A 24,872-nucleotide genomic window follows, 5' to 3' on the forward strand; every position below is an offset into this window, starting at 1 on the left:
TTAAACCCCGACACCAAACAAGCCGTTTATAAAAACTAGGGTATCAACCCCAATACTGCTCGGTTAAGAAGATTCGTAGGTTGGGTTGAACGGAGTGATATCATGTCCGCTTGATTACTTACTAAACCCCAAGAACCCCACCCCGCCAAAGCTGCGCTTTGTCTCCCCTCCCGAAGAGCGGGGAGGGGCTGGGGGTGGGGTGCAATGACTGTGGAAATCATAACTAATTATGCGGACATGATATGAAACCCAACAAAACCCTGAAAATGTTGGGTTTCGTTCCTCAACCCAACCTACCCCAGAGTGCTTTTTTAGGCTTAACCGAGCAGTATTGGTATCAACCCTTATTCAATTACGAATTACGAACTTGTACTGAGCGTCTTGCCTTGAGCGAAGTCGAAAGGAGCCGAAGTATTACGAATTACGAATTATATTCAATCCTGCACAGTCATTGGTAGACGAATAGTGAAAGTAGAGCCAATTCCTGGCTGACTTTTGACAATAATTTCACCACCCATCATCTGGCAAAAGTGGCGGCTAATTGCCAACCCCAATCCCGTACCTCCATACTTTTTCGTAGTTGAAGTGTCACCTTGTGTAAAAGGTTGAAATAACTGCTGCTGTTGACGGTTAGACATACCGATACCTGTGTCGGTAACGGTGAAAATAATGCTGCCTAAAGGAGCATCCAGCCGTACTTCATCTTTTTCTCTTTTGACTGTCAGCATTATCTTACCGTTTGTAGTGAACTTACTAGCGTTACTTAGTAAGTTTAATAACACCTGCCGCATCCTGGTTTGATCGGCATACATGGTGCCAAGTTGCTCATCAAAATCCACTTCTAAAACATTGGCATTTTTTTCTATAGCTGGCTTGACTGTGAGGACAACGTTATGAATCAGCGTTGCAATCTCGAATGTCTCAGGATACAGGGTCATTTTCCCCGCTTCAATTTTTGACAAGTCGAGGATTTCGTTAATCAAGTGCAGTAGATGTTTCCCAGCAGCATTAATTGTTTCTAAATCTGTAATAAAGTCTGGCGATAAACCAAGATCGGTAGCGTCGTCTTCTAGTAGTTGGCTTAAGCCAATGACAGCATTTAATGGTGTGCGTAATTCGTGGCTGACATTGGCCAAAAATACGCTTTTTGCCTTGCTAGCAGCTTCGGCTAATTCTTTAGCTTGTTGTAGTTGTTTTGTTCGCTCAGATACTCGCTCAATTAAACGATTTAGAGATTTGGCAAGTAATCCAATTTCATCTTCAGTGGTAACGGGCGCTCGCAAATCGAAATTATGTTTCCTGGCAACTTGTTCAGCTACTTGGGTTACAATGATAACTGGTTCTGCGATCGCTCGACTGGTACGCCAAGCTACAATGGCTGCGATCGCTACCGAAACCAGCATACTCATTATTACAATTAACCGCTCAACTATTCTCGCCTGCTCGACAGCTTTTTGCCTTTCTTGCTCTTGATCTTCAGCAGTTTGCAGGATGTTAGTCAAGCTTTGAGAAAGCTGGTCTAGCCGCACGGCTGTTTGACCACGCATAATTGCCAATAACTGCGATCGGGCAGAAGAAATCTGCTGAGGCTGCACTTTTCGGGAGTCAATTTTCTGTAAGACGACCTCAATTTGTTCAACGTAGGCTTTTAAATTAGTCTTGTAATCCAGCAATAATGTCTGTAAAGTCGAACTTGTTGCTGCAAGTCTTTTAGGTTTACTGTCAATAAATCCGCCAATTTTTGACTCTAGTTCCTTGGCTTTTTCAACATTATTCAGAAAATCCGCTTTTTTGTTTTGCAGTTGTTGTGAATTTTCTAATACAGCAACTAGGTTAGAACTATGTAATTGCGCCCCTACTACTGCATCTTTATAATTACTCAGTAGTTGTCCTTGTTCATAAGCTTGATTAAATTGTCTAACTTCCCTTCCCCGGTAGTAATTAGCAATCACTAATCCAGTCAGTGAGCCAAAAAAGCCAATTCCGATAGCTACAAAGTACCCATAGCCAATTTTTTGATGGATACGCCAAGAACTAGCTTTGAGTTTCCCTCGTGAAGGAAATTCTATAGTTGGGAGTTCGTCTGTCGATGGCTCTTCGGCTGACACTTTTTTGCTTTCTGAACTGCTGTAGATAGGGGTTGGCTTTTGAGTTGGCATTTCTCAAACCTCCTTGCCTTCCCGCAAAAATAATCAAATTAATCTAGATTGTCAAAATACCTTAATTAGTCATTAACATCTACATTATCTTCTTTTATCGCAAGAGCAAATCATTGCTTGCTAGATAATTAGCATCAGCTTAGATTATATAAGTTAATTTTGCAACAGCCTCTGTAAGTATAATTACTAAACTTAATAGAGTTCGCTTCTTTGTAGGAGCAACGATATAGTTTCCTGCACTAAAGACCCTCCTAAGAGCGTCTTCTCCTTACTACACTACTTTCCACAATATGCGGTTGATAGCAAGCAATGAGTTCTTGCGATCGCCTACGCCACTACTCTACCTTATTGCTTCCTTATAAAATTAATACAATCAGGAGAAAAACAAAAGGTTTGATACTTCTTGGGGATTAGGGATTGGCAAAAAGAGTGCTGAGTTTTGTTTATCCTCTTGTCTCCTTCATCCCAAACACACATATCATAAAAGAGCTTAAAAGTCTAGTCTATATGAACACACAAAAATTTTTATTACGTATTAATATCAATACGAATGCGTTAATTGACGAACGCGGCTTAAGATAGCTTTAATATCGGATAAAATCGGCTTCTAGGCTTATATAAATGAGAGGTGGAGTGATTTTTGCATGATTTGTACTTAGATTTAGTACGATTATGAGCAAATGACACAGAATGGGATAATCACAACCTGAGAATTCCAGTTGATTCCAAAAATAGAACTCAGGAAGTTGATTATAATACATCCTGCTGCCTTCTGAGTTCTATCCTCCTACTGACTGTCTACCTTGTAGTTGATGCAGTAGATAGTACGGGGCAACTATGGTTATAGGACACTAAAATATTTTTGTGCCTCTCACCAAATTGTACTGATGCACAAGTGCATTACCTAATCAACAATCTTTTGGTTGTAATTATCCAGATTAGAAAAACTCAACTGTCAAATTAATAGGAGTGAAAATGCCAGAACAAGAATTTACCGAAACCGCATCTAAAGAGACTACAGTGGCAGAGATCAACAGCCAAACAGGAACCATTACCAAACTTCAGCCTCCGGCACAGCCTCAAGACGAATGGGTAAAATACGGAGAGCAAATTTCTACCTTTTTAGCAACATTACCAGATTATCTGGGAAGCTTTTTTAATCAATATAAGCAACCCCTGGTAACAGTTGGTTTAATTGTAGGATCAATTGTTGCCGTTAAGGTACTCTTGGCAATATTAGATGCTTTGAATGATATCCCTTTGGTAGCACCTACTTTTGAGTTGATCGGTATTGGTTACTCTGCCTGGTTTGTTTACCGCTATTTACTCAAAGCCTCAACTAGGAAAGAGTTAACTAGTGAAATCACCACTCTTAAATCACAAGTTGTCGGTAAACAAATTCCAGAAGCTTAATATCTAATTATTGCTTCTCTACGTTCGCGCAGCGTGTCGTAGACAGACGCTACGCATAACTTGCTCCTGTGTAGAAGTACGCTCTAATTCCAAATCATGAAGTCTGAATGCCGAAAGTCGGCGTTCAGACTTCTCTCAAAATTCCTGACGAAATTTTTTTACAATTTGTAATATCAAAACTACACCCATAACGCTAGTACTCGTAGAAGTTGCTTCCTACGATCCTTAATTTAATTACGAATTAGTAATTATTGTTGAGGCGAACCTCCGGTGGTCAATTTAGCTTTTGGGGTCGGTATTTTTGGACTCTGTGGAAGTTCTGGAGATATTTTGGACGATGATCGCACTATATTAGGAGATGTAATTGCTTAGCAGTTTGCCCCGTTTGACTAAAGCTTGATGAATCATCGCCGCCACTTCCGCCCGACTAGCTACTTTGTTAGGATCGAGGACTTGGGGATTTGGATAGTTAACTACTAGACCATTGGTTGTAGCAGCAGCGATTTTGCCTACAGCATAAGGCGGAATGTCTTTAGCATCTTTATAGACACTAAGAATCTGATTTGGAGAAGTGGGTGCTTTTAAATTCAGCCCACTGACAAGGGCAACTAAAACTTGTACTCGCGGAATATTTTGTTGTGGTTTAAAGGTTTTTTTCGGGTAGCCTTTGAGAAATCCTGCACTAATGGCTTGGTCAATTGCTGGAGTTGCCCAGAAGTTTGTTGGTACATCTTGAAATGCGATCGCAGTCTTAGACGGTTCTTGGTCAAAGGCTTTTTCTAGTATGGCAGCAAATTCGGCGCGATTTACAGGCTGATTTGGCCTAAAAGAATAATCAGGAAACCCTTTGAGAATCCCACGGGCAGAAAGAACGTCTATAAAACGCCGACTCCAAAAGTCATTGGGCACATCATTAAATGCAATTGGCGGCGGAATGATTGATTTTGGTTTTGCCGGAGTTACTAAAGGCAAAGCTGATGATTTGAGTGATGACTCAACTTCTGTTGGAGGAGATACAGGTGTTTGTAGTTGTGGGGATTGAGTTGGGATTACCAGAATAGATGGTAACATTGCGCGGTAAGGAGTTGCGCTGTTAGTTGGGAATGAAGGCGTAGTGGGTTCAACAACTTCCGGTGAAGAAGATGGCAAAACGTTGTCGGGGACTGCATAAGGTTTTACCTTCGCAGTAGGAGAGGGGAATACTGGATTTGGTCGAACACTAGGAGACGGAGTGGAGGAAGGTAACAGCAGCCCGTTTAAGTTCCAACTAGAGTCTCTGCGAGACAACGACCAAAAAAGAATCGCTCCGATAGTGGTGAAGGCAACCAAAATGGCTATAAATTCATCAAAGCCAAGGGCAGTTTTTTGAGATGACTCCGGTTCGGAAGGAGGTCTATTTGTCATCGTGATTACCCTAGTAGCAGTAAAAATTTGTGTCTAAACAAATTAAGCCACAGATGACTCTTTTACACCAGCCCTTTTTTAATTCGTAATTTGTAGTACGGTATTAGATTTCTGGTTCAACGCCAAGCGATCGCAATTGAGCAGCTAGACGATCAGCTCTTTGAGATTCCTGTTCTGCTCTTTGGGATTCCTGTTCTGCTCTTTGGGATTCCTGTTCGGCTCTTTCATCTCCACTCAACAACAAATTACCTTGTAAATCCCACCAACGCAACCAGGGTAATTCCACATTCTGATATTTTCCCTGCCATAAGCCTAATTCAACACCCAAAGCAACTATAGGATAATGTCCTCGTTCATTTGCTGGTAAAACTTGATACTGTCCCTCAATTAGATGATAAACTTCTAGGCTGGCTTTACTCGCTTCATAAATGCCGTAGAAGGCAGGACGAATCACCTGCTCATAAATCCAAAATTTACCCTTCAAAGGAGTTTTATCTCGTTCTTCACTACCGTCCCCAGAGACAAATTCTAAGACAATCAACGGGGCAATAAACTCTCGCCACATCACATAAGAACGTCGCGTTTGCCCATTGAGCAAAAATGGTACATTCGGTACATAAAACCAATCTGGTGCTTCCGCGCCTTTTTCAAGGGGATCGGTCAAGCGCCAGTAAATTCCTAAGTCTTGCCCTATACAGTATTCCCCTTCAGGATTTAATTGCTTGAGGATGGGTGTAATTGAGTCAGTTAGTAGAAGGCTTTGGGGATGTTCTTGCCAATTTTTGCCTCCGGCACGCTCCGCGAACACGAACGTACCATTGGACTCAGGAAGCTGGGTATGATCGGGGAAGGGGAAAGGAGCGAGAGCGTTGGGTGGATCGGTTACAGAAGTCATAACGCTACCTTTGCACTTTTGGTAAAGGTTATTTTTAGTTTAGCTTGCGTAGGCGTAGCCCGCACTTCTCTACGAGACGCTGCGCGAACGGCTGCGCCCTTCTCTACGAGAGGCTGCGCCAACGGCTACGCTCAGGACAGGCTCAGTGACCATCGTAGACATCGCTTTCTCAATATTCTCCACCCAGATTCTAAATTGCACGCCAATTACTTCCAGTCGCCTGAGAAAGATTTTCAGATTGACAGATCAGTAGTTTTATTAGATACCTAAACTAAAACCGGATTTTGAGGGTGGCAGAATGTAAAATATTAACTTATTCTTTACCTGTCTTTGAAAAAATCAGGGTGTGTAGTGCCAGAAGAATTCAGTTGCCAAATTTCACCGCCATTTTTGTCTGAGGGTAGCGATCGCGATCTTGGTTTAGATTCAACCCTCCAAGAACTACCAATGTATAATTTCTCAGTGGAAATTAGCCACACCGGGATGGAAGTGGCTAGTTTTTTGGACAAATACCCCTTGCTACCAGGAGTAATTTTGGTAGAACAGGGAAATTTCATTGGGATGATTTCGCGGCGGCGACTACTAGAATTTTTGATTCGTCCATTCGGACAAGAGTTATTTGTTCAGCAACCATTAGCTGTTCTCTACAGCTATGTGCGGACACCGATGTTGCTTGTTACTGATACAACATCGATTTTAACAACAATGCAACTGAGCTTAAAGCGATCGCCAGAATTATTAGCAGAACCAATTGTAGTAGAAACCGAATCTGGTGCTTATAGATTATTAGATGTCCAAGAATTGAATATTATTTCTTGGCAAATTCGAGGAATCGACAATCTGATCCGCTATGAACGCAGTCAAGCCCAAATGATTCAAAATGATAAAATGGCAAATTTGGGGCGTTTAGTAGACGGCGTAGCCCACGAAGTTTTAGACCCAGTGGGTTTTATTTGGGGTAACATAATCTATGTTTCAAACTACAGTCAAGATTTACTCAAACTAATCGCCGCTTACGAGCAAGAGTTACCATCAGTTTCTCCGGCCATTAATCAGATTAAAGAAGAGATTGAATTTGATTTTTTAGAACAAGATTTGTCGCGATCGCTTGCTAGTATTCGCACGGGAGCGGAAAGATTAAAAAAACTCGTTACTAGTTTGCAAAACTTCTGTCATATTGATGAACTTTTTCCCAAGCCAGTAGATTTACACGCCTGTATAGATAGCATTATTTTATTAATTAATAGCCGTCTTCAAGGAGAAATTGAAATCGTCAAATACTACGGTCAATTACCCCCAGTGTATTGCTTTATGGGGCAATTAAACCAGGTTTTGATGAATATTTTAAGTGAAGTTGTGGATACTTTACTCAATGAAGCAGTGCGACAGCAGTTACATTTAGAAGAGACAAAGACTGTTCAAAAACCCCGAATTGAGATTACCACAGAAGTTATATCCCAAGAAGCAAGCAACCCAGATGCACCAGATTCTCGCTGGGTTTTAATTCGCATTGCTGATAATGGCTCTGGAATGTCTGAAGAATTACAACAGCAAATTATGGAGTCTTTTTCTCTGGAAACAAAGAATGGTAAAAATACTGGTTTAGCAGTAAGTTATCGAATTATCACTGTAAGACATGGCGGTAAATTAAATTTCCATTCACAGATTGGTATAGGTACAAAATTTGAAATTTTATTACCTCTGGTGTAAGAAGATAGATTGAGAAAAATGATCCATATATTAACAATTTTTTCAAATAAATAATTGCTCAAATACTGATTCTGAAATCAGCATGAGATCGTGTTTAAGTTAGTCTTTGATCACTTTCGGATACTTAAATGTTATTTAAGGTTTCCCACTCATCTAAAGAAACTTCAAACTCTCTCTTAACTTCTTCCATAACTAAATTTTCTGTCTCAAAATAGCCAATTTCTGAAATTTCTCCCGCTTGGGATACATCGAAACGGTAAAAGCCAGAATCGGTTGTATATTGCACAATTCTAATTTCTTTAGGTGGATCTAAATCTTTGTATATCCCATCTATACATATACGTCGATATATAGCTCCAGTAGATTTATGGTTCTGATTTAAGAAAACACGATACTTGAGTACAGGAAACCTTTGCTTAAATAATTCAAGGAGTTCAAAGAATACATCACATGCTTTTGCTTCGTCTCCAACTTCTCGGAGAATAATATTTTTCCATCCTGCTGTTGATTCGTACCATTTATAATATCGAGCTACCCAGTCGTGGAACTGACTAAAGGAAGGATTCTCTTCTTCAATTAAGATCCCATTTTCCTCCATAGCACAAAAATAGCCACCAATAAAGCCACTTAATGCAGTTAAGGAACGCTGTCCTAAAAACATTTGTGGTCTTGGTCTCATCATTTCTAAAATCTCATAAATATTTTTCATTTATATCGCCTATTTAGAAAACAATATACTTTATTTAGTGATATTTTTCCTGCAATACAGCGCTTCTGGCTATTATGCAATACAGTTTTTCTCCTTGCCCTCTCCTATCAAAGCTTTCAGATTTGAGGATGTACCTCATAGCTGCCGGAAGTGCTGTATAGCCTCAGCCCCACTTTTAAAAAAGCAGGGCTGTTTCATTTTTTCACCTGAGTTCTTTATTATTAAAATATCGTTTTTAGCAAATTTTCGCCACGTTGGTAAATCTCCCGCGCGTGATCAGTCCAAGCACCTTGTCCCCAATAACGAAAACAACTGGTTTGCAACAACAGGTTATGTAGAAGAACATTACGATAATGAGATTGTCTGGTTACAGGTTCTCCTGAGTCAACTTGTTGTAATGGATCAAATTTTTGATGAAATAAACTACTTAATTGATACATGGGAGACAACACATTTTCATATCCTTTTACCCAACTGATATGATTTGTCCACGAGGCTCCATCCATATGAAAATTAGAGTTTGTTTGCTTTAATTCTTGAATGGCATTCTCTACAGCTTGCGGTTGAATATTATCTGGTGAAACTCGCTCCCAAATCTGATGTTGCCCCACTGGCTGACAAGTTGGATAATCTTCAGGTTTGCATCCAGCTGCTTCGATTAATTCTAAATATTCTGTACCACACATTCCAACTACACCTGATTTTCCTCCGCCATTATTTACCATATCCCACCAAGCTTGTTTAAAAGCGCTAGGAAATTCATTCATCATCACGCCGCCATTTTCACCATCGCCAATTTGGCTAACTATTGGTGGTACAAATACACTGCCAACTTGTTGTTTGGATAATGTTTTCGCTTCATAATAAGGCTGCATCTGAGCAACTAATTTCGTATCCGAACCTTGGGTTTTAATTAAAGCTGTGATGCTAATTGTTTCGCCTTGAGAATTACGGGCAATTAGACGATGTGGTAAATGTTTATAAGTGAGAGATTGGCCGGTAAGAGTTTCTACAGAATGTTCTTGAACGAGTAGCCAGCGATATCCACATTCTTTCAGTGCTTTCACAAATTCAAAGAGAGCATCAGGGTGATTTGGTAGGTGCATTTCTGGGGGCGAAAATCCTTTGACTCGCGCTAGTGCTTCCCAGCCAAAAATTGCTGCAAAGTGATGTTGCCATGCAACGATATGTAATTTTATATCTGCTATGGGTGTGGAAGGAATAACTGCATGACCCCACATTGTACCCAGCCATTCTACATAAGGTTGGTAGGTGCGATCGCAAGTGATCCGTTTAAGGTTATCGAGAACATCACCGCGTCCCATTTGCCGCAGTCCCCACAGCAGATTACCAGAGTAATCCAACATCACACGCGGATTGCAACCTTGACTCACAAGTTCGGGGATCAAGTCACCCATGCGACTGTAACAATAAGCAAAAGGATCTGCGTTGTGGTTATCCCCTTCATGGGGATGTTCAAACATATATTGCAGATTGCTGATGAGTGTACCGTCATTTCCAGCAGGTATAGTTGGCTGGTGCATGTGCAAAGCGATCGCAAATACAGCATTTACGTCTTCTAAGCGGATATTCGTTGTTGGTAAAAATACTGGTTGATCTTGGTTAACCACAGAGAGAACCTCTGTTTCCCAACCAGAAATATTCGGTAAGCCATCAATGATTTCGGGCAAAGGAGTCAGCGTTGTGGGAAAGGAAAGCATTTCTGATTGCTCCGAAACAAGGTATGTCTAATTATGCGATCGCCCAGCAATTTCTGCTCTGCAACTTTATGTATTGATGCAAACTGCGATCGTCTTGTAATCCCACAATATCTGTGTAGTTCAACAGTTGGGATATCACATTTGTATAAAAAGTATTAAAAATATACAGTAATTCTATTTAATTTTGTTGCTAGTAGTGTACATCTGTACGCCCCTATAACCGATTCATTATGTTGCAAAGATTTTTGGAAATGGTATGATACAACTCAAAATTCAGAAATTCAGATTTCATCTGGATTTCTAGGTTTGAATCTGTTTCCCTCTTTTAAATAAGCTCTAAAATCCACAGAAACTATAAATATTAAAAATTATTATTTATCAAGATAAAATTTCCTATTTTATGCTTTACGCAAATTTAATTTTAGGAGGAGTGTCATGAAACTAAAACAATTTGGAATTACATTTTTGAGTGTTTGTATTGCTGCTTTTTCGGGAATGGAAGCAGCAGAGGCGGCATCATTTTCGGTAATTGCTGATGGTCTTAATAATCCAAGGGGTTTAACTTTTGGTAATGACGGGAGTCTCTATGTCACGGAAGCAGGAACAGGTGGCAGTGGAGCTTGTGTTCCTTCACCGAGCGTTGCAAACCAATCTTTATGTTATGGCACAACTGGTGCAGTCACCAAAATTAGAAATGGTACGCAAGAACGTATACTTACAGGACTTCCTTCTTTAGCATTACCAGATGGTACTGATACTTCTGGAGCCTCAAGATATCAAATTTGATGCTACTGGCAAGCCTTATATTGCAATTGGGTATGGTTCAAATCCCACATTTCGGGCGGCATTGGGTAATACTGACTTAGGAAAAATCATCACTGCTAATTTCAATACAAATTCTTGGACTAGTGTTGCTGATTTAGCTAATTATGAACTTGCAAATAATCCAGATAAAGGCGATGTAATTAGCAATCCTTTCTCTCTTCTTATAGATGGAAATAATATTATTACAGTTGATACTGGTGCTAATGAGTTACTCAGCGTAGGTACTGATGGCAGTAATTTAAATGCGATCGCCACAATTCCCCGACAGACATTAACTAATCCAATTTTTCCCTCTGACCCATCATCATTGCCATTTGAAATCCAAGCAGTACCGACAAATGTCGCTAAAGGCCCAGATGGCGCTTATTATATTAGCCAATTAACTGGTTTTCCTTTTCCAGAAGGTGAAGCAAAAATCTATCGAGTTGGTGTTGATGGTCAACCAACAGTTTATACCGATGGCTTTACGCAACTTACTGATTTAGATTTTGATAATGAGGGTAATTTATATGCTTTGCAGTACGCTAATCAGTCCCTCTGGAAAGGTAATCTAGATGGTTCGGTAATTAAAATAGCAAGGGATGGGACTCGCACAACTATTCTGAGTGGCAATGGATTAGAATCTCCTACTGCTTTGACTATTGGTGCTGATAATGCTATTTACGTGACAAACCGAGGCGATCGCCCAGGACTTGGACAAGTTATCAAAATTGAGAATTCCAAGTCTGTTCCTGAATCTACTTCTACTTTCAGCTTATTAGCATTTCTTGGCACTGTGAGCCTTACTTTGTCACGCAAGGGTAAAGCCAAAGGACTGAAGATTTAGGACAAGTTTGTTCAGGAGTGTTGAGTCAGCGATCGCCCTCGGTGTCTCCCCTTCTCTACGAGATGCTACGCGAAGGGATAAGTTTTTCCATCAGCCGTTGTCTGCTTGGTGCTGGTGGTGTAGCTATTCGTAAAATTAGCTCTAACAACCAAGGGGCGAGGCGTTGACACAACACGGCTAAATGACTTTGCCATCCAACTAAAATTTCTGATGAATCATTCTGCATTCCGGTGACGAGTGCTTTAGCCACTTGCTGGGGAGTCATGGGGATCACCCAGCGAAATAATTTTAAGTCGCGCACCATGTCTGTGTCTGTCAGGGAAGGCAGTAATGCAATGACGCGGATATTGTGTTCAGCTAATTCTTGGCGCAAAGCTTGGGTAAATCCTAAGATGGCAAACTTGGTTGCTGAGTATGTCGCCATCGTTGGTGCTGCAACTTTCCCCATCAGGCTCGATACATTGACAATTGTCCCTTGTCTTTGGCTGGCCATGCGTCGAGCAATCAAACTAGTGAGGTTGTACATTCCTAACAAGTTCACAGAGAGTTCTTCTTGAACTTGGGGCATTTTAGATTGCAAAAATGAGCTTTGGTATGCAACTCCCGCACAATTAACCAGCAGGTGAATCTGTCCGTAATTGCGCCACAGTTGAGCGACAGCGATATTTACTTCAATTGTTTGAGTCAAATCTAAGGCGACGATCGCAGCTTCAGTACCCATCGCCTCGATTTCGTTGGCTACCTCCACTAACTTGCGGCGATCGCGTGCTACCAATATCATCCGTTTGATGCCTTGTTGCGCTAATTCGAGGGCGATCGCTCGTCCAATTCCACGCGAAGCCCCTGTAATTAGGGCAACTTTACCTTGAATCTCCATTAGTTTTATTCTCCAAAATTTAAGTCTTACCAAACTCCTCGTTATTGCCGATACACACAAGCAAGAGCTACTCACTTGTTGGCACAAAGTAAGACAAATAATCAATCGCAATTGAAATCAAACTGAAACTAAGCCTTTAGCAATGAGATATTTCTTGGTTAATCTGCAATCCCTCATAGTTGTCTATATGAGGCAGAACTTTCTCGTTTTGAACCCGTCAAAGCCTAAAACACTTGGCTGAATGGGTATAGCTCATAGATTTTATTTCTCCTAGATCCGAGCGTTCATCAGCATTGCTGTCATACACACGTTAGCAATTAAATCAAGCTATTGCAATATTCTTTAATAAGTATTTCTTAATACTTCTTAACGCAAGTATATATATACAAAAGATTTTATTAAATAAGTTTTTATGAATCCCNNNGTATAAATATCTCATTTTCCTGACAAATAGCCCTGTNTTTAGGAAATTGTGATATCTAATNNNTGGTTTAGAAACAAAAAAGACATATAGCATTTTGGCTGATGGTTGCAATAGTTAGAGGTCTCAACTAACTTATATAATTGCAACAGTATATTTACTGTTTTCTTGAAAAGTAAGGTTGATGGCTTTGATTGATGGAAAATAATCAAAAAGGGCTAGATCGCTGTCTGAAATTATCTGCCAAAACTTTAGGACAAATAGTAATTTGTTAGGTTTAGCTTTGAGTTCATCAAAGTAATGTTTGAGACTTACTCGTCTATAGCAAACTTCAATCATTCTCGAACCCTAAGATCCCCAACTTCTTTAATAAATCGGTGATCTAACTGTAAGTCAACATGATTCCTAATTGATGATTCTGCCTAAAGCCGTACCCCGTAAATTTACGTAATTAGTAATTATTATCCCACGGCTAAATCGACTTGCTTGGAGTAAGGATAGATATTGGCGGAAATATTTCTCTATTCAAAACTCTTGTAGAGACGTGGCATTACTACATCTCTACAAAAGTTTTCACTCATATATCTATTGTATTTTCCCAACCTAACGGGGTGTAGAAGTAGGTTGAGGATTTGATGGTTTGCTTGACTGGGGAGTTGATCCACTCCAAACTTGATTGAACTGAGCTACCGACAACGACTGTAAAATACTGAGATTAAGCGGCTCTTTGCTGATAAATGTGGCGTAGGAAGGCTGCAAATAGGAACGATATTCAGGACGGTTGAGGAGATGGGTTTCTAAAAAAGCGACGCTCAGGGCGTTGAGATAGGAATAAACAGCAGCACGATCGGGACCCAGCAAGGCGGGTGGCACAGGTAAGACATCATTTTCAGGAGTAGGTTCGGCGATCACTGAAAAGTGGGTAGCATTTTCGATCAAAGCCAAGTACTTATTAGAGTTAGAAAGCCAGGTAAAGGGGCGAATTTGCTCAAATACAGGTGGTGCAAAAACATCTTGACTACCTGTTACCAACATGACGGGAGTTTTAATTTGACTGATTCCCCCCTGACCCAAAACTGAGCTGTCAATGGGATTAATCGCAATGATGGCTTTGATGCGATCGTCTTTGAGTTCGTAATTCTTTGGAGGTAACTCGTTTGCTTGACACTGCAAAAACAGCGACAAATTAAAGGATGAATTATCGGGATTACAATCTTGGCGCAATTGCTCAAAGTTAATATTGGCTCCTGCTAAAGTCAAAACAGTATAACCACCAAAGGATTGACCGATCGCCCCAACTTGCTGAAAATTGAATTTTCCCTGGAGGCTGGGATCGGATTTATCTAGACGCTGGAGTTCATTGAGTAGATATTTGATATCCAAAGGTCGGTTGATAAATTCTGCTGCATCTGGCGGCCCTGCCAAACCCGCAAAATATTGTTGAAAACGTTCGGCATTACTACCAGGGTGTTCTAGTACAGCAACAGCAAAACCGTATGATGCTAGATGTTCAGCCAGGTAGACAAAGGTAGAGCGATCTGAGGCCAGTCCGTGAGAAATTACAATCAGGGGAAAGGGAGGCGAGAATAATTCTCCAGTGTTTTGTGAACCTGCTGAAGGGAGATAGATATCCACAGGTAGACGGCGCGAGCGAGAAATGTCATTTAACTCCAGGCTTTTTTTCTGCCAAGTGAATTGTCCTGGCGATCGCAAATCTGGTTTTTGGGAGAAATCAATATTGGAAGTGGCTGCTTGAGCGATCGCTTCTTTTTGCAGAGAAGCAAAAACTTCATCCTTTCTTTTAATCAATTGCGACAAGTCATCGACTATCCTCAACCCCTCTGTGAAATTCACCCGTATAGTATCGCTAGGAAATTTCCGCAGTAAATTCACAACCGTTAACCCCTCTTTTTGATCGGCAGCAGACAAAATTAAAGAGGCACGTATGGCATAGAAGCCATTATTTCGAGACTCAGTGAGGAGTAATTTTCCCAGTTGTTGCACCAACTGCTCGCCTATTGGTGAGTAGGTAACTTGAGATACTAGTGTAGGAGTAAGATTAAAGCGCTGCTGGAGTAGATCCCGCAGTTGAGCGAGTTGTTCAGGAGTCGCACGGCTAGCATAAAATGACAAATCTTGATCGATTTTGCCCTCTTTAGCAAAGGTTTCCAGCGAATCTACCGATAAGGAAAATTCGCCGAAGGGAGGATAATAAAAGCTAATGCGTTCAGCCCCCAATCCAGGAGTAGCGGTCAAGAACGTAGATAGCAAACCTAAACCCAGATATCTCAAAAATTTTTTCATTAGAAAAACCCACTATCTAACCCTGGCAAACAACTTTGGGCAGGGAGGAAAGCGGGGCGGGATCTATAACCGCTTTCCTGTTGAATTGGTTTAGATACATCAAACAGGCTACAAGCACAATAAAGCAAGTACTTACCATAAATTTGACAGGAGCCTTGAACGAGCAAAATACATGAGTAGCAAATTTTTCAGTCAAATAGCATCAGTAGCGCGATAATAGATATAGAGATCAAAATTAAGTTATATGTCCTTTGCTTCCTGCGCCTGTTGTGTTGTCGTCCTCAACCAACAACAAGAGCAAAATATCTCCCACCAAAACCAGTGCCAGGATGTGCCAGTTAACCACAGTAAGAGCACGGTTAAAAATTGCACTGTAATCGAAAATGGCCGGGTGGTCGTTAAACCCTTACAACCACCACTCAATCATACTTCTGAGTAACTTTCAGAAATTTCACTCTTTCACTCTAAAGGTAAAACATCGTGGAAACGGTTGTAATCAATGTAGCGATGTCCATCAGGTGTGTGGTGAAAGATATCGACAAATTGATTGTTCCACAAAATGTCATTCGCACCATAGCTATGACGGGCATGGACAACCTGGGCAACCGTTTCATCAATCCCACTCAAAGAGACAATCAGCATAGTATTTGTCTGGGTTAAAGATTCTGGTGTCATTCCATATAAAGGACTAAACTCATCAATGACATGCATCACTGACCAGCTTAACGTGAAGCTAGGTGTTTGGTTCCTCACCAGTTTGAGATCGTGGAACCGACGCATGAATTGTCCTTCTAGGGTTACTTCGTCGCGCATCAAGTAGACTCGCATCTGCGCCTCCAAAATCATATTGCGACGCCGGTTAGCACTACGAAACATGAGAGTTGGCATCGCATTATGAGCTGTAATAACAGCAACACGGCTAAAGAGTACACGGGCTGTAGGTCGAGAGAATCGAGCAAAGGCTAGTCCTGTCATTACAGCAATTCCCACCAAACCGATCATTGCTTCAATCGTGACAATAATGTTGGCGTAAGTTGTTTTCGGATACATTGCCCCATAGCCGATAGATGCTAGCGTTTGGACGCTAAAGAAAAAGACATCTAAAAAAGAGCCAGGTTGGGCGTTGGCAATACAATCTCCTCCTATCAAGTAAGCTAGGGCAAATAGAGCATTAATAGTTATATAGAAAGTACAAATCAGCAGCAGAAAGCCAGTCCAGGGAATCGTTAGCAGCAGATGATAAGGATCGCGCCAGTAGGAATGCCATGCACCCATACCTATAATCTCAAATTTTCCATTTTGAACTTGAATCTTAATCGGTGAGATCAAACGCTGTCGTTTCTTGGGTGAAAGTCTCTTGAGTCGAAATGTCATTGCAAGTAGCCAAAAGGACGGCAACTGCTTAGTATTGTAAATTAAGTTGCATTAGAGACATTCACTCTAGACAATTAGGGAGTGGGTAGCGGAAATTTAAACTTTCTTTTCTTACAGCTATTTTCAGGTAAATAGACCATACGGTAGGGGTGCAAGGACTTGCGCCCCTACAACGGGTGTGCTTCAAATACATGAAAACTGCTGTAAATCAGCAAAAAAATAGGGTGTGCAATGCCCACCCTACTAATTTATCTGCTAGAAACTTATGAGAAACTTGTTGTTATGGTTTTAGTGATTGACCTTTGGAACAGCGGTCAAACCACTCCTGGTATTTTTTCTGGTGCAACTCGTCTTCAACTGCAATGGTAACACGCACCTGCTTACAGCCGTGATTTCGCTCTAGTGCGATCGCATTCAATAATAAATTAGCAATTTTAGGCGAGCTAAATTCACCGCTTACCGTCAAACCGTTGTTATGAGTAGCTTCAAGTTTTTCGACTTCGGTCAAATCAAGCCCAGAAATTTCTCCTTGTCCTAAATCAATTTCTGCGAGTTGTTTGTGTTCTGGGCTAATTTGTTCCACAATCAGCTTTTCGCGTCGGACAGGAACTTGTACCATCCGGGTTTCAATTACTTTGCGAACAATTACCTCACCAACTTTACGCTTACTGCTTTCAACAAATAGTCGTTCTTCTAGTAGACGAATAATCTGTTCTTCAGGAACCTGTTCTAAATTATTTAATGGCTCAACTGGGCTATTTGTAATTTGATTTTTAGCTAGTTGCTCAGTTGAGTTAAAATCGCCTGGTGTTTCTGATTCTAAATATTCAGGCATATATTCAATTTCTGATTTGTTTAAGTCTATGAAAACAGATTGAGTCGGCTTGTCTATTTTTTTATTNCTCTGGCTCTGCAACTGAAATAAAGAAGGATGTTGATTAGGTAACTGCTGGTTATATTCAGCAGTTTGTTGATTAGCCTGGTTAGAGATAACGAGGTTTAGCCGACGATTACCATCCACAATTAAATCATGAACTACTCCTACTAGCTGACCTTGCTTATCAAACACAGCAAAATTGTTCACCTTCTTTCTTAAATCTGCCAGTGAGGAGATAGCGCGAGAATTACCCTTTGCCTGTAAAGTGTTTTTTGCCATAGTTTGGCCATTCATCTGGAAAGTTTACTAACTAGCTAAATTAAATTTATTAATCATCTGGATACCATTTAGAAAATATTTGCGATCGATGGATTTATCCAACTCATATCCAGAGTAATATTTGCAATCAAAAACTCTAAGTGATATCAATACTTTTTGGTTCAGGGGGAAAGGGGAAAGGATTTGAATTTCCCTTTCCCCCTTTGCCCTTCACCTTTACCCAAACCAAAAGAGAGATTGTTGGGTTTATCCAAAAAGTATTGTAAGTAGTATCAGCTATTGTGAGCTGTAGAATTAATTATTAGTCATTAGCGATTAACTAATGACTATTTTTAGTTAGCGTTCTTCAATGGGAAGATTACCAGAATTCACATCTAACTCTTCACGACGCACGGTTTCTTGAGTTTCAACTGTGTCTTGATCGACCACTTTTCTAACTCTGACTTCTTCACGCAAAAATGCTTCTTTGCGAATTTCAGGAGTTTCTTCGTGGATTTCTATGCGAGCAACTTCGCCTTCACGGAAGTCTGCTTCGCGCCCAGAAACAGCCGTACCGGCATCTGCTGGAGTTACACGTTCAATCACAACTCGTTCTCTTTCTACTGGTACTGCAATCCGTGCGGTATCAGTTTCAACATGCTTGCCAATCGTTACTTCTCCAGTTTTTTGGCGTCGTTTGCTGGCAATCAGCCGTTCTTCATACAATCTCAGGGTTTGATGATCTTGTTCATTTAACCCGTATAAAGCAGGCTCATTATCGTAAGTGTAGCTATCACGGGCGTAAGTAGGAGTTGTCCCTAATGATGCTACAGGCGCTCCTAAAGGATCTAATCCTGCTAAAGGTTCTAATGGTGTTGCAGCTTCTACAGGAAGGTTGTTGTAGTCTGTGGGTTGGCGATATACCCCACGCACCCGTTCTTCATAATCGTAATCAAGGGTTTGGCGTTCATCGAACTCAGGCAAATCTTCAGCTTGCTCTCTAGTCAAACCAATTGTGTAAACGCGATCGACGTTATAGTCGATACGGGCGCGGCCAAGTGGTAGTAATACTTTTTTACCAAAAATCCAGAAGCCTAAGTCAACAACTAGATAGCGAAAATGACCTTCTTCATCAACTAAAACATCGCTAACAGTACCAACTTTTTCATCAGTTCCCTGTGTATAGACACCCAACCCTTTAATGTCATGACCATCAAAACTCTCTTGATAGCTAGGCTCAAAATCTTCTAATTTGTAAAGAACCATTATGTTTAACCTCAAATATTTTTTTGTCATCTCTTAATATCTAAACTAGACATTTATTTATATTTGTACATCCTTCTGCCGAATGAATTATTTCCAGGGTTAAATAATCGAAAGTTATAGATATTTTTGATCGATATGGCTAACTAGAGACACAAAATGTAAGCATCTCACTTTCTTTTGCAAAAAAAAGTATGTCTAGCCTTAATACACGGGATTCTCTAGATATATTAAGATGCTCATTGCATTTTTTTGTTTTTACATTTCTACATAATTTATCAAGATGCAATTTTTTTGCATGTTCAGATTTCCGACTTGTCTCATAAGTTAGGACTCTTGTTGTTTAATAAAAAAACACAGGCAGAGATAAAAATTAACTTTGCCTGTTTGATTATTCAGATAAATCTATTAAATAAATTTATGAACTAACTAATTAAAGAGCTTCATGTGTGGCGATATCATTTTCTTGCACATGTAAATTCCCCGCAGTATCAATATCTAATTCCTCTCGACGTATGGTGTCTTGTGCTTCCACAGTGTCCCGTTCTACTACTTTCTTCACCCGGACTTCTTCACGCACAAATGCTTCTTTATGTATCTCAGGGGTTTCTTCGTACACTTCTATGCGTGCTACTTCCCCTTCTTGAAACTGAAGTTCATTGGGATTTATAGCCTTTCCTGCTTCTGTTGGCGTAACTCGCTCAATCAGAACTCGTTCTTTTTGAACGGGTACTGTAACGTGTACAGTTTCTGTTTCAATATGCTTCCCAACCGTTACTTCTCCGGTTTTGATGCGTTGTTTGCTGGCAATTAATCGTTCTTCATATAGTTTAAAAGTTTGATGAGATTGCTCATTCAACCCATACAAATCTGGATCTTCTTGGTAATTGTATGTATCGCGATTGTAAGTCACACCGCTGGTTGGAGAACGAAATACACTACGTACCTTTTCTTCGTAATCATTATTAACGATCGCATCTTCTGTATGATCGGGTAAACCCTCTATTTGCTGTCTGCTTAACCCGTCAACATAGGCGCGTCTTTCTGGATAACTGATCCGGCAAAGACCAATTGGTAGTAATATTTTCTTGCTAACAAAATCTAAGCTGATATCAATAATTAAATACCGGAAATGACCATAATCATCAACTAAAACGTCAGCAACTGAGCCAACTCTATCCTCTCCGCCAGTATAAAGATCCAGCGCTTTCAGATCGTCTCCGCCAAAAGTATCTCGATAATTTTGGTCAAAATGTTCAAGTTTATGAAGAGGCATACGCTGTTCCTAAGTTGTTTATAAGGTTTATTTGCCAGTGTAAAAAATATTGCGCTAAGTATCCTCCTGCTGGCGACTGAGTTCAATGGAGATATTTGAGGATTTATATTAAGCTGTTCTACATTTCAATTGCATAATTAAGGCGGGTAAGATGCCCACTCTACAAGAGTTATATAAATTTTAGATATGCAAACTAGATGTGGTTTAGCTTATTAGAGGAACACTCAATGAAACAGCCCTGCGTTTTCAGGGGATTGGGAAATCTCGTCTGCGTAAGTCCTAATTAAGAGCCAATACTGAAACAATGGGAGTAGACACTACAGAACCATGCAGATTATGAGTGAACTTCCAAATACGCTTGAAGATGCGATCGCCCAATCTCGTACAGCCGTTCAAGCTGCCCTTGCAGATGGTTGTACTCGCTTACAAGTTGAGTTCCTGTTCCCAGAACTGAAGTTTATGCCTGTGGCGGAACAATTTCTACCGACTTTTACAGATTATGATTCCCGTTTGAAGATTTTCTTTGCTGACGCTGGCGCTGCGGCTCTAGCCCGGCGTGATTGGGCAGATGCACCATTTCAAATTTTGGATATTGGTACGGGTAGGGCTGCTTCCTTGCAGACAAAAATTCAGCCAGAGGATGAAATTTTCTTATTCATCGCCCCCACATCCGTAGAAGTGCCGCAGTTGGAAAAGCTGTGTGAAGTAATAGGCGATCGCCCTTTAGTTTTGTTAAATCCCCGTTTAGAAGATTCTGGAACCGTGGGCATTGGTTATACAGCCAGAAAAATCCGCGATCGCTTTATCAGTACCATTGAATCCGCCTATTACGTGCGCCCCATAGACGATGAAAGTGCCCTATATCGCTGCTACCCAGGACAGTGGGAAGTTTGGCTGGAAACCAACGGCGAATATCAAAGAATTGCCGAATTACCCACAAAACCATCTGGTGATGATTTGGATCTGATTGTTTTAAAAGGACAACCGCAAACAACAACAACTGACGCGACACCTGCGAGAAAGCCCAATGTGTTTAAGAGTTTGCAACGCTTCTTAAAAGCATTGAGTAGTTAGGATAATGCAGAGGTAGCAGGAGGAAACTTAATTGCCTGCTGCCTCCTCGGTAAGTTTTCTATTGATATACCTTTTGTCAACGGTGCAACACATGTAGAGCGAATGATCTAAAGTATGATCGGAATACTTCGCTACTGGGTTGATCGAAAGTAGTTGACAGTGGACTAAACAGCGCTTGCACTCAGAATGAAGGACGACTCAAGGAAGGGGGTTTTTGGAGTTAGTGAGTTAGTCCTTATCCCACAACATAATCAATATATTCTGTTTGCCAAAATGAGGGTAAAAGAAGAGAAGTGAGGAATTTTACTATTAACTCCTCACTCCTCACTTTTTTAATTCGCTTGCAATGGGGCGTTTAAAACTTTCTCGATGCGATCGCGCGTTTCTAATAAGTGGGCTTTGGTATATTCATCCTCAGAATTAACTCCCTTAAGTTTTTCATTAAGCTGTTTGAGTTTATACCAAGCTAAAGTGCGAGCATCTTCTGGAACATTTTCTTTTCGCAATACCATATCAGTCAAAATGTCTAAATACTGACGCTGCAAGCCTCGCCGCAAACTAGCGATCTTCATTGGTTTACCTTTTGGTTGGATAACTTCCGTCCAAATACCTGATTGTAAAGTGTCAAATAGTTCTGGTAGAGTCAATGCTTTTCCTTCGGGAGTTTTGAGTTCAATATCCTTGAGACGAGAGAGGCGATCGCCTGAGAGTAAATCTCGCAACACAGAACCCTGCATTAGTAACACCAAGTCATGAATGGGAAAATCCAAACGACCAACTTGTGGAGAACTACCCCAATGTCGCCAACGCGAAGGTGCTAATTTATTCAGTAATTCTGGTGAAAAACTGAGGGCATCTTCTGCAAATACATATTTTTGTAGCGTTTCTAAAGCTTGGCGTTGTTCTTCAACTGCAACTGGTTCAAATGGTAAACGGCGTTGCGGAACTCCAGAGACTTTCTCGGCAGGTAGTTCGCTGGGGTGAATGCGATAGAAAGATTGTCCGCCGATGTATTTTGTGGTGAAATATATTTGCTGGAAATAGTTACCCAAAACTGTACTAAAACGTTCGCTCACATCGCTGTAACTATCACCAGCCATTGGGAAACGCTTATCGAGACGTTCCCACATCACCCGCGAATTATTCAATTGCCACTGAGAATAAAGCAGCACATTACCGCTATTATCCCAAGCATTAGCGGTTGGGTCGAGGTCATATACATCTTCATCTGTGGAATAACTCAATTCTGGCTTGTAGGATTGTGCAGCAATTTCCTCCAAAATTGGCTTTTCTGCTAAAGGAGTTGATGTCTGAATTGTTGTGTAGCCATACTTAATCGCCCATTCATCATAAACCCCCACCATCGTAGGAAAATAATCTCCTTGTTTTGTACCTTGAGGGGCGATATTTGGGGGAATATAATCCATGACAGAAGTTGTCAGACCTTTATTTTTGGTAACTTCTGTATTATTCATCTCCTGTGGTGGTAGCAGTGTACTACCACGGAAGTTATGACGTAAACCAAGAGTATGTCCAACTTCGTGAGCGATGATTAAACGTAAATACTGATTAATATATTCTTTTACCTTGTCTGGAGTAGCTATAGTATCAGGCAGCAGAGACATTGCCAGCGAACCAAAGGCAAACTGGTTAGCAGCTTCCATGCCGTAGCATAAATCGTACTCGCCTGCCATTTTTGATAAACGATTCAACAACCCCTCTTGTCCTTGCATCTTCTGGGGGACACCATTGTTTTTCCCATCTAAACCATTAGTGCAAAGTAGACGATTTTGCATCAAAGCTGATAAAGTCGTGCGATTTTCTGTTTGGCTGGGTTGGACGATTTTGCGATATTCACCCTTGAGTGCCCGGATAAAGCTAGCATCTACGAGAATGTCTGCATCCAAAATTTCCCCTGTCAATGGGTTAACGCGGGATGGCCCCATTGCAAAGTAGCCATCGACTGTGTTAATCCAGCGAATCGTGTTGTAACGAATATCTGCCGGGTCCCAGGTAGCATCATCTGGCATTTGGCGGACTTCAATTGCATCCTTGAATCCGGCTTTGAGAAAGGCTTTGTTCCACATGAGAACGCCTTCTTTCATGGCATCGCGGTACTCTAAGGGCACAGCGTTATCAATCCAGAAAACAATCGGTTTTTTGGGGTGAGAAATGACTGCTTTCGGGTCTTGTTTTTCTAAATGCCAGCGATTTATGTAGCGGACAAAAGAATCGCCGCGATCGTCGTCTTTGGATAAATCTTGATAGGCGGTGATGAAATAGCCGATGCGATCGTCAGCAAGGCGCGGTCGATAATCTCGATCGGGTAGTTGGGAGAAACTGTAGTGGACGCGCAAGGTAAAGCCACGGTTGTCAGCTAGCGACCCAAAGCTTGCAATTTCATTGTTGGGGTCAACGCTATTAGAGTAATTCAAAACTGATTCAACTTCTAAGTTTTGGGGAAAGGCTTTAGCAGTACCAAAATAGGACTGGCTTGCGGTTTTTGGAACTCCTAAACCTACAGATAATCCAGCTAAGTCTGTGAGTAACAAATCTTCTAAGTCAATGAGAAGGGTTTTGCGTTCTGGATGAATGCTTTTAATGGAAATGTTGTAGAGAACAGAGTCGCTAAACGATCGCGTCAGCGATCGCACCTGGGGATCTCCCTCACGAGTGCGAAAATTTACATTGCGAATGACAAAGTGTAATTTATCATCCACCCGTTGAAAATAAAATAAAAAATCTTGCAGAGGCATACCACTGTAAATACCCCGTTCGCCAATACCCGATTCCAGAGTTGCCGTAGCTAGGTAATTTTTATTAAGTTGTTCTGGCTTAATTTCTAGATAAATCTTATTCTTTTCTTTATTCCGATAAAGTGTGAACAATCCCCCTGACTTTTGGGTATTTTTAATTACTTCGTTAAATGGCTCTAAATCATCCTTTGCTGCTGGTTTCTTGGTATTTCTAGGCTTTGTATTCGGTTTTTCTGGGGGTTTTGCAACTTGTAAAAATGGTTGCTGACCTGCTTGTTTCAGATTTTCTACTATCCAAATAAACGGTTGAGGCTGTACGTGTTTATTTTGATTAACTACCCAAACGTGATTTGACGGTAGCCTCTGTTTCTGAGGAAAATTAATATTATTTGATGATAAGGCTGAGATTTTAGTTGAAGAAGTTTCTGTCGATAAATGACTATTGAATTTCTCTCCACTTCTGACTGTAACCACATCTTTTCCAAGAATATGCTTGCCTGTATCAACATTGTTAAGAAACGGTGACTTCGCGCTAGCTGTCGCTATCCCTAAAAATAAACTATGTAACAAAATCATATAAAAAGTTAATCTGTTCATTACATTCATTACCTGATAACTATCTCTCGTTAATTTTTAACTTTTGCAAAGCCATATAGCCTGCCCTATAGCGATTATCTTAGCTGCTTTATATTAGGCAAAAAACTTTTGACTTAAATTTTAATTGCCATTT

Annotated in this window: 17 protein-coding genes; 5 read left to right on the top strand and 12 right to left on the bottom strand. The window is 40.7% G+C overall.

All coding sequences use genetic code 11. The annotated features are described in order from the left end of the window. Positions 1 to 434: 434 nt before the first annotated feature. The gene (locus QUD05_RS29750; RefSeq protein ID WP_289799209.1) at positions 435 to 2,159 is read right to left on the bottom strand and encodes a sensor histidine kinase; all 1,725 of its coding nucleotides are present in this window, start codon (positions 2,157 to 2,159) and stop codon (positions 435 to 437) included. 975 nt (positions 2,160 to 3,134) lie between these two features. Between QUD05_RS29750 and QUD05_RS29755 the strand changes: the two genes are divergently transcribed. After that, on the top strand, positions 3,135 to 3,572 hold the full coding sequence (locus QUD05_RS29755; protein ID WP_289799210.1) for a CAAD domain-containing protein: 438 nt from the start codon (positions 3,135 to 3,137) through the stop codon (positions 3,570 to 3,572). A gap of 351 nt (positions 3,573 to 3,923) precedes the next feature. Here QUD05_RS29755 and QUD05_RS29760 read toward each other — a convergent pair whose 3' ends face one another. Together QUD05_RS29760 and QUD05_RS29765 are read right to left on the bottom strand one after the other, a co-directional pair. Beyond that, the gene (locus QUD05_RS29760) at positions 3,924 to 4,976 is read right to left on the bottom strand and encodes an S-layer homology domain-containing protein (RefSeq protein WP_289799211.1); all 1,053 of its coding nucleotides are present in this window, start codon (positions 4,974 to 4,976) and stop codon (positions 3,924 to 3,926) included. Between the two features lie 103 nt (positions 4,977 to 5,079). After that, on the bottom strand, positions 5,080 to 5,871 hold the full coding sequence (locus QUD05_RS29765; protein ID WP_289799212.1) for a Uma2 family endonuclease: 792 nt from the start codon (positions 5,869 to 5,871) through the stop codon (positions 5,080 to 5,082). Positions 5,872 to 6,222: 351 nt separating this feature from the next. Here QUD05_RS29765 and QUD05_RS29770 point away from each other — a divergent pair, with 351 nt between their 5' ends. Further along, entirely contained in the window at positions 6,223 to 7,581 is a 1,359-nt protein-coding gene (locus QUD05_RS29770) for a sensor histidine kinase (RefSeq protein ID WP_289799213.1), read from the top strand. A gap of 124 nt (positions 7,582 to 7,705) precedes the next feature. Here QUD05_RS29770 and QUD05_RS29775 read toward each other — a convergent pair whose 3' ends face one another. Continuing rightward, the gene (locus QUD05_RS29775) at positions 7,706 to 8,290 is read right to left on the bottom strand and encodes a hypothetical protein (protein WP_289799214.1); all 585 of its coding nucleotides are present in this window, start codon (positions 8,288 to 8,290) and stop codon (positions 7,706 to 7,708) included. 221 nt (positions 8,291 to 8,511) lie between these two features. Further along, positions 8,512 to 10,011 (bottom strand): polysaccharide deacetylase family protein, encoded by a 1,500-nt coding sequence (locus tag QUD05_RS29780; protein WP_289799215.1) that lies wholly within the window; start codon positions 10,009 to 10,011, stop codon positions 8,512 to 8,514. 435 nt (positions 10,012 to 10,446) lie between these two features. Between QUD05_RS29780 and QUD05_RS34210 the strand changes: the two genes are divergently transcribed. Further along, on the top strand, positions 10,447 to 10,797 hold the full coding sequence (locus tag QUD05_RS34210) for a ScyD/ScyE family protein (protein ID WP_354666164.1): 351 nt from the start codon (positions 10,447 to 10,449) through the stop codon (positions 10,795 to 10,797). Continuing rightward, entirely contained in the window at positions 10,757 to 11,662 is a 906-nt protein-coding gene (locus tag QUD05_RS29785; RefSeq protein WP_354666165.1) for a ScyD/ScyE family protein, read from the top strand. Before QUD05_RS34210 ends, QUD05_RS29785 begins: the two co-directional genes overlap by 41 nt. Before the next feature lie 55 nt (positions 11,663 to 11,717). Here QUD05_RS29785 and QUD05_RS29790 read toward each other — a convergent pair whose 3' ends face one another. The 6 genes from QUD05_RS29790 to QUD05_RS29820 form a co-directional block, all read right to left on the bottom strand. Then, positions 11,718 to 12,539 carry an SDR family NAD(P)-dependent oxidoreductase gene (locus QUD05_RS29790; protein WP_289799216.1) on the bottom strand — a complete coding sequence of 274 codons (822 nt, stop codon included), beginning with the start codon at positions 12,537 to 12,539 and terminating at the stop codon, positions 11,718 to 11,720. Positions 12,540 to 13,563: 1,024 nt separating this feature from the next. Further along, on the bottom strand, positions 13,564 to 15,264 hold the full coding sequence (locus tag QUD05_RS29795) for an alpha/beta hydrolase (protein ID WP_289799217.1): 1,701 nt from the start codon (positions 15,262 to 15,264) through the stop codon (positions 13,564 to 13,566). 459 nt (positions 15,265 to 15,723) lie between these two features. Beyond that, positions 15,724 to 16,638, bottom strand: a complete 915-nt coding sequence (locus tag QUD05_RS29805; RefSeq protein ID WP_289799219.1) for an ion channel — start codon at positions 16,636 to 16,638, stop codon at positions 15,724 to 15,726. Between the two features lie 280 nt (positions 16,639 to 16,918). Continuing rightward, entirely contained in the window at positions 16,919 to 17,809 is an 891-nt protein-coding gene (locus QUD05_RS29810; RefSeq protein ID WP_502911420.1) for a YsnF/AvaK domain-containing protein, read from the bottom strand. 321 nt (positions 17,810 to 18,130) lie between these two features. Further along, the gene (locus QUD05_RS29815) at positions 18,131 to 19,039 is read right to left on the bottom strand and encodes a DUF2382 domain-containing protein (protein WP_289799221.1); all 909 of its coding nucleotides are present in this window, start codon (positions 19,037 to 19,039) and stop codon (positions 18,131 to 18,133) included. A 430-nt stretch (positions 19,040 to 19,469) separates the two neighbouring features. Further along, a complete protein-coding gene (locus QUD05_RS29820; RefSeq protein ID WP_289799222.1) occupies positions 19,470 to 20,312 on the bottom strand; it encodes a DUF2382 domain-containing protein in 843 nt (280 codons plus the stop codon). Between the two features lie 336 nt (positions 20,313 to 20,648). On the opposite strand from QUD05_RS29820, the gene QUD05_RS29825 reads away from it, so the two are divergent. Then, a complete protein-coding gene (locus QUD05_RS29825) occupies positions 20,649 to 21,386 on the top strand; it encodes a DUF1995 family protein (protein ID WP_289799223.1) in 738 nt (245 codons plus the stop codon). Positions 21,387 to 21,718: 332 nt separating this feature from the next. Here the strand turns inward: QUD05_RS29825 and QUD05_RS29830 are convergent, their stop codons facing one another. After that, positions 21,719 to 24,739: a zinc-dependent metalloprotease gene (locus QUD05_RS29830; protein WP_289799224.1), complete on the bottom strand. Its 3,021-nt coding sequence runs from the start codon at positions 24,737 to 24,739 to the stop codon at positions 21,719 to 21,721. Positions 24,740 to 24,872 lie beyond the last annotated feature (133 nt).

This window comes from Nostoc sp. GT001, from assembly GCF_030382115.1.
Taxonomy (GTDB): Bacteria; Cyanobacteriota; Cyanobacteriia; order Cyanobacteriales; family Nostocaceae; genus Nostoc.

Coding starts and splice junctions, on each gene's coding strand:
- QUD05_RS29750 (WP_289799209.1), bottom strand. CDS start 2,159: ATGCCAACTCAAAAGCCAACCCCTATCTACAGCAGTTCAGAAAGCAAA.
- QUD05_RS29755 (WP_289799210.1), top strand. CDS start 3,135: ATGCCAGAACAAGAATTTACCGAAACCGCATCTAAAGAGACTACAGTG.
- QUD05_RS29760 (WP_289799211.1), bottom strand. CDS start 4,976: ATGACAAATAGACCTCCTTCCGAACCGGAGTCATCTCAAAAAACTGCC.
- QUD05_RS29765 (WP_289799212.1), bottom strand. CDS start 5,871: ATGACTTCTGTAACCGATCCACCCAACGCTCTCGCTCCTTTCCCCTTC.
- QUD05_RS29775 (WP_289799214.1), bottom strand. CDS start 8,290: ATGAAAAATATTTATGAGATTTTAGAAATGATGAGACCAAGACCACAA.
- QUD05_RS29780 (WP_289799215.1), bottom strand. CDS start 10,011: ATGCTTTCCTTTCCCACAACGCTGACTCCTTTGCCCGAAATCATTGAT.
- QUD05_RS34210 (WP_354666164.1), top strand. CDS start 10,447: ATGAAACTAAAACAATTTGGAATTACATTTTTGAGTGTTTGTATTGCT.
- QUD05_RS29785 (WP_354666165.1), top strand. CDS start 10,757: ATGGTACTGATACTTCTGGAGCCTCAAGATATCAAATTTGATGCTACT.
- QUD05_RS29790 (WP_289799216.1), bottom strand. CDS start 12,539: ATGGAGATTCAAGGTAAAGTTGCCCTAATTACAGGGGCTTCGCGTGGA.
- QUD05_RS29795 (WP_289799217.1), bottom strand. CDS start 15,264: ATGAAAAAATTTTTGAGATATCTGGGTTTAGGTTTGCTATCTACGTTC.
- QUD05_RS29805 (WP_289799219.1), bottom strand. CDS start 16,638: ATGACATTTCGACTCAAGAGACTTTCACCCAAGAAACGACAGCGTTTG.
- QUD05_RS29815 (WP_289799221.1), bottom strand. CDS start 19,039: ATGGTTCTTTACAAATTAGAAGATTTTGAGCCTAGCTATCAAGAGAGT.
- QUD05_RS29820 (WP_289799222.1), bottom strand. CDS start 20,312: ATGCCTCTTCATAAACTTGAACATTTTGACCAAAATTATCGAGATACT.
- QUD05_RS29825 (WP_289799223.1), top strand. CDS start 20,649: ATGAGTGAACTTCCAAATACGCTTGAAGATGCGATCGCCCAATCTCGT.
- QUD05_RS29830 (WP_289799224.1), bottom strand. CDS start 24,739: ATGAACAGATTAACTTTTTATATGATTTTGTTACATAGTTTATTTTTA.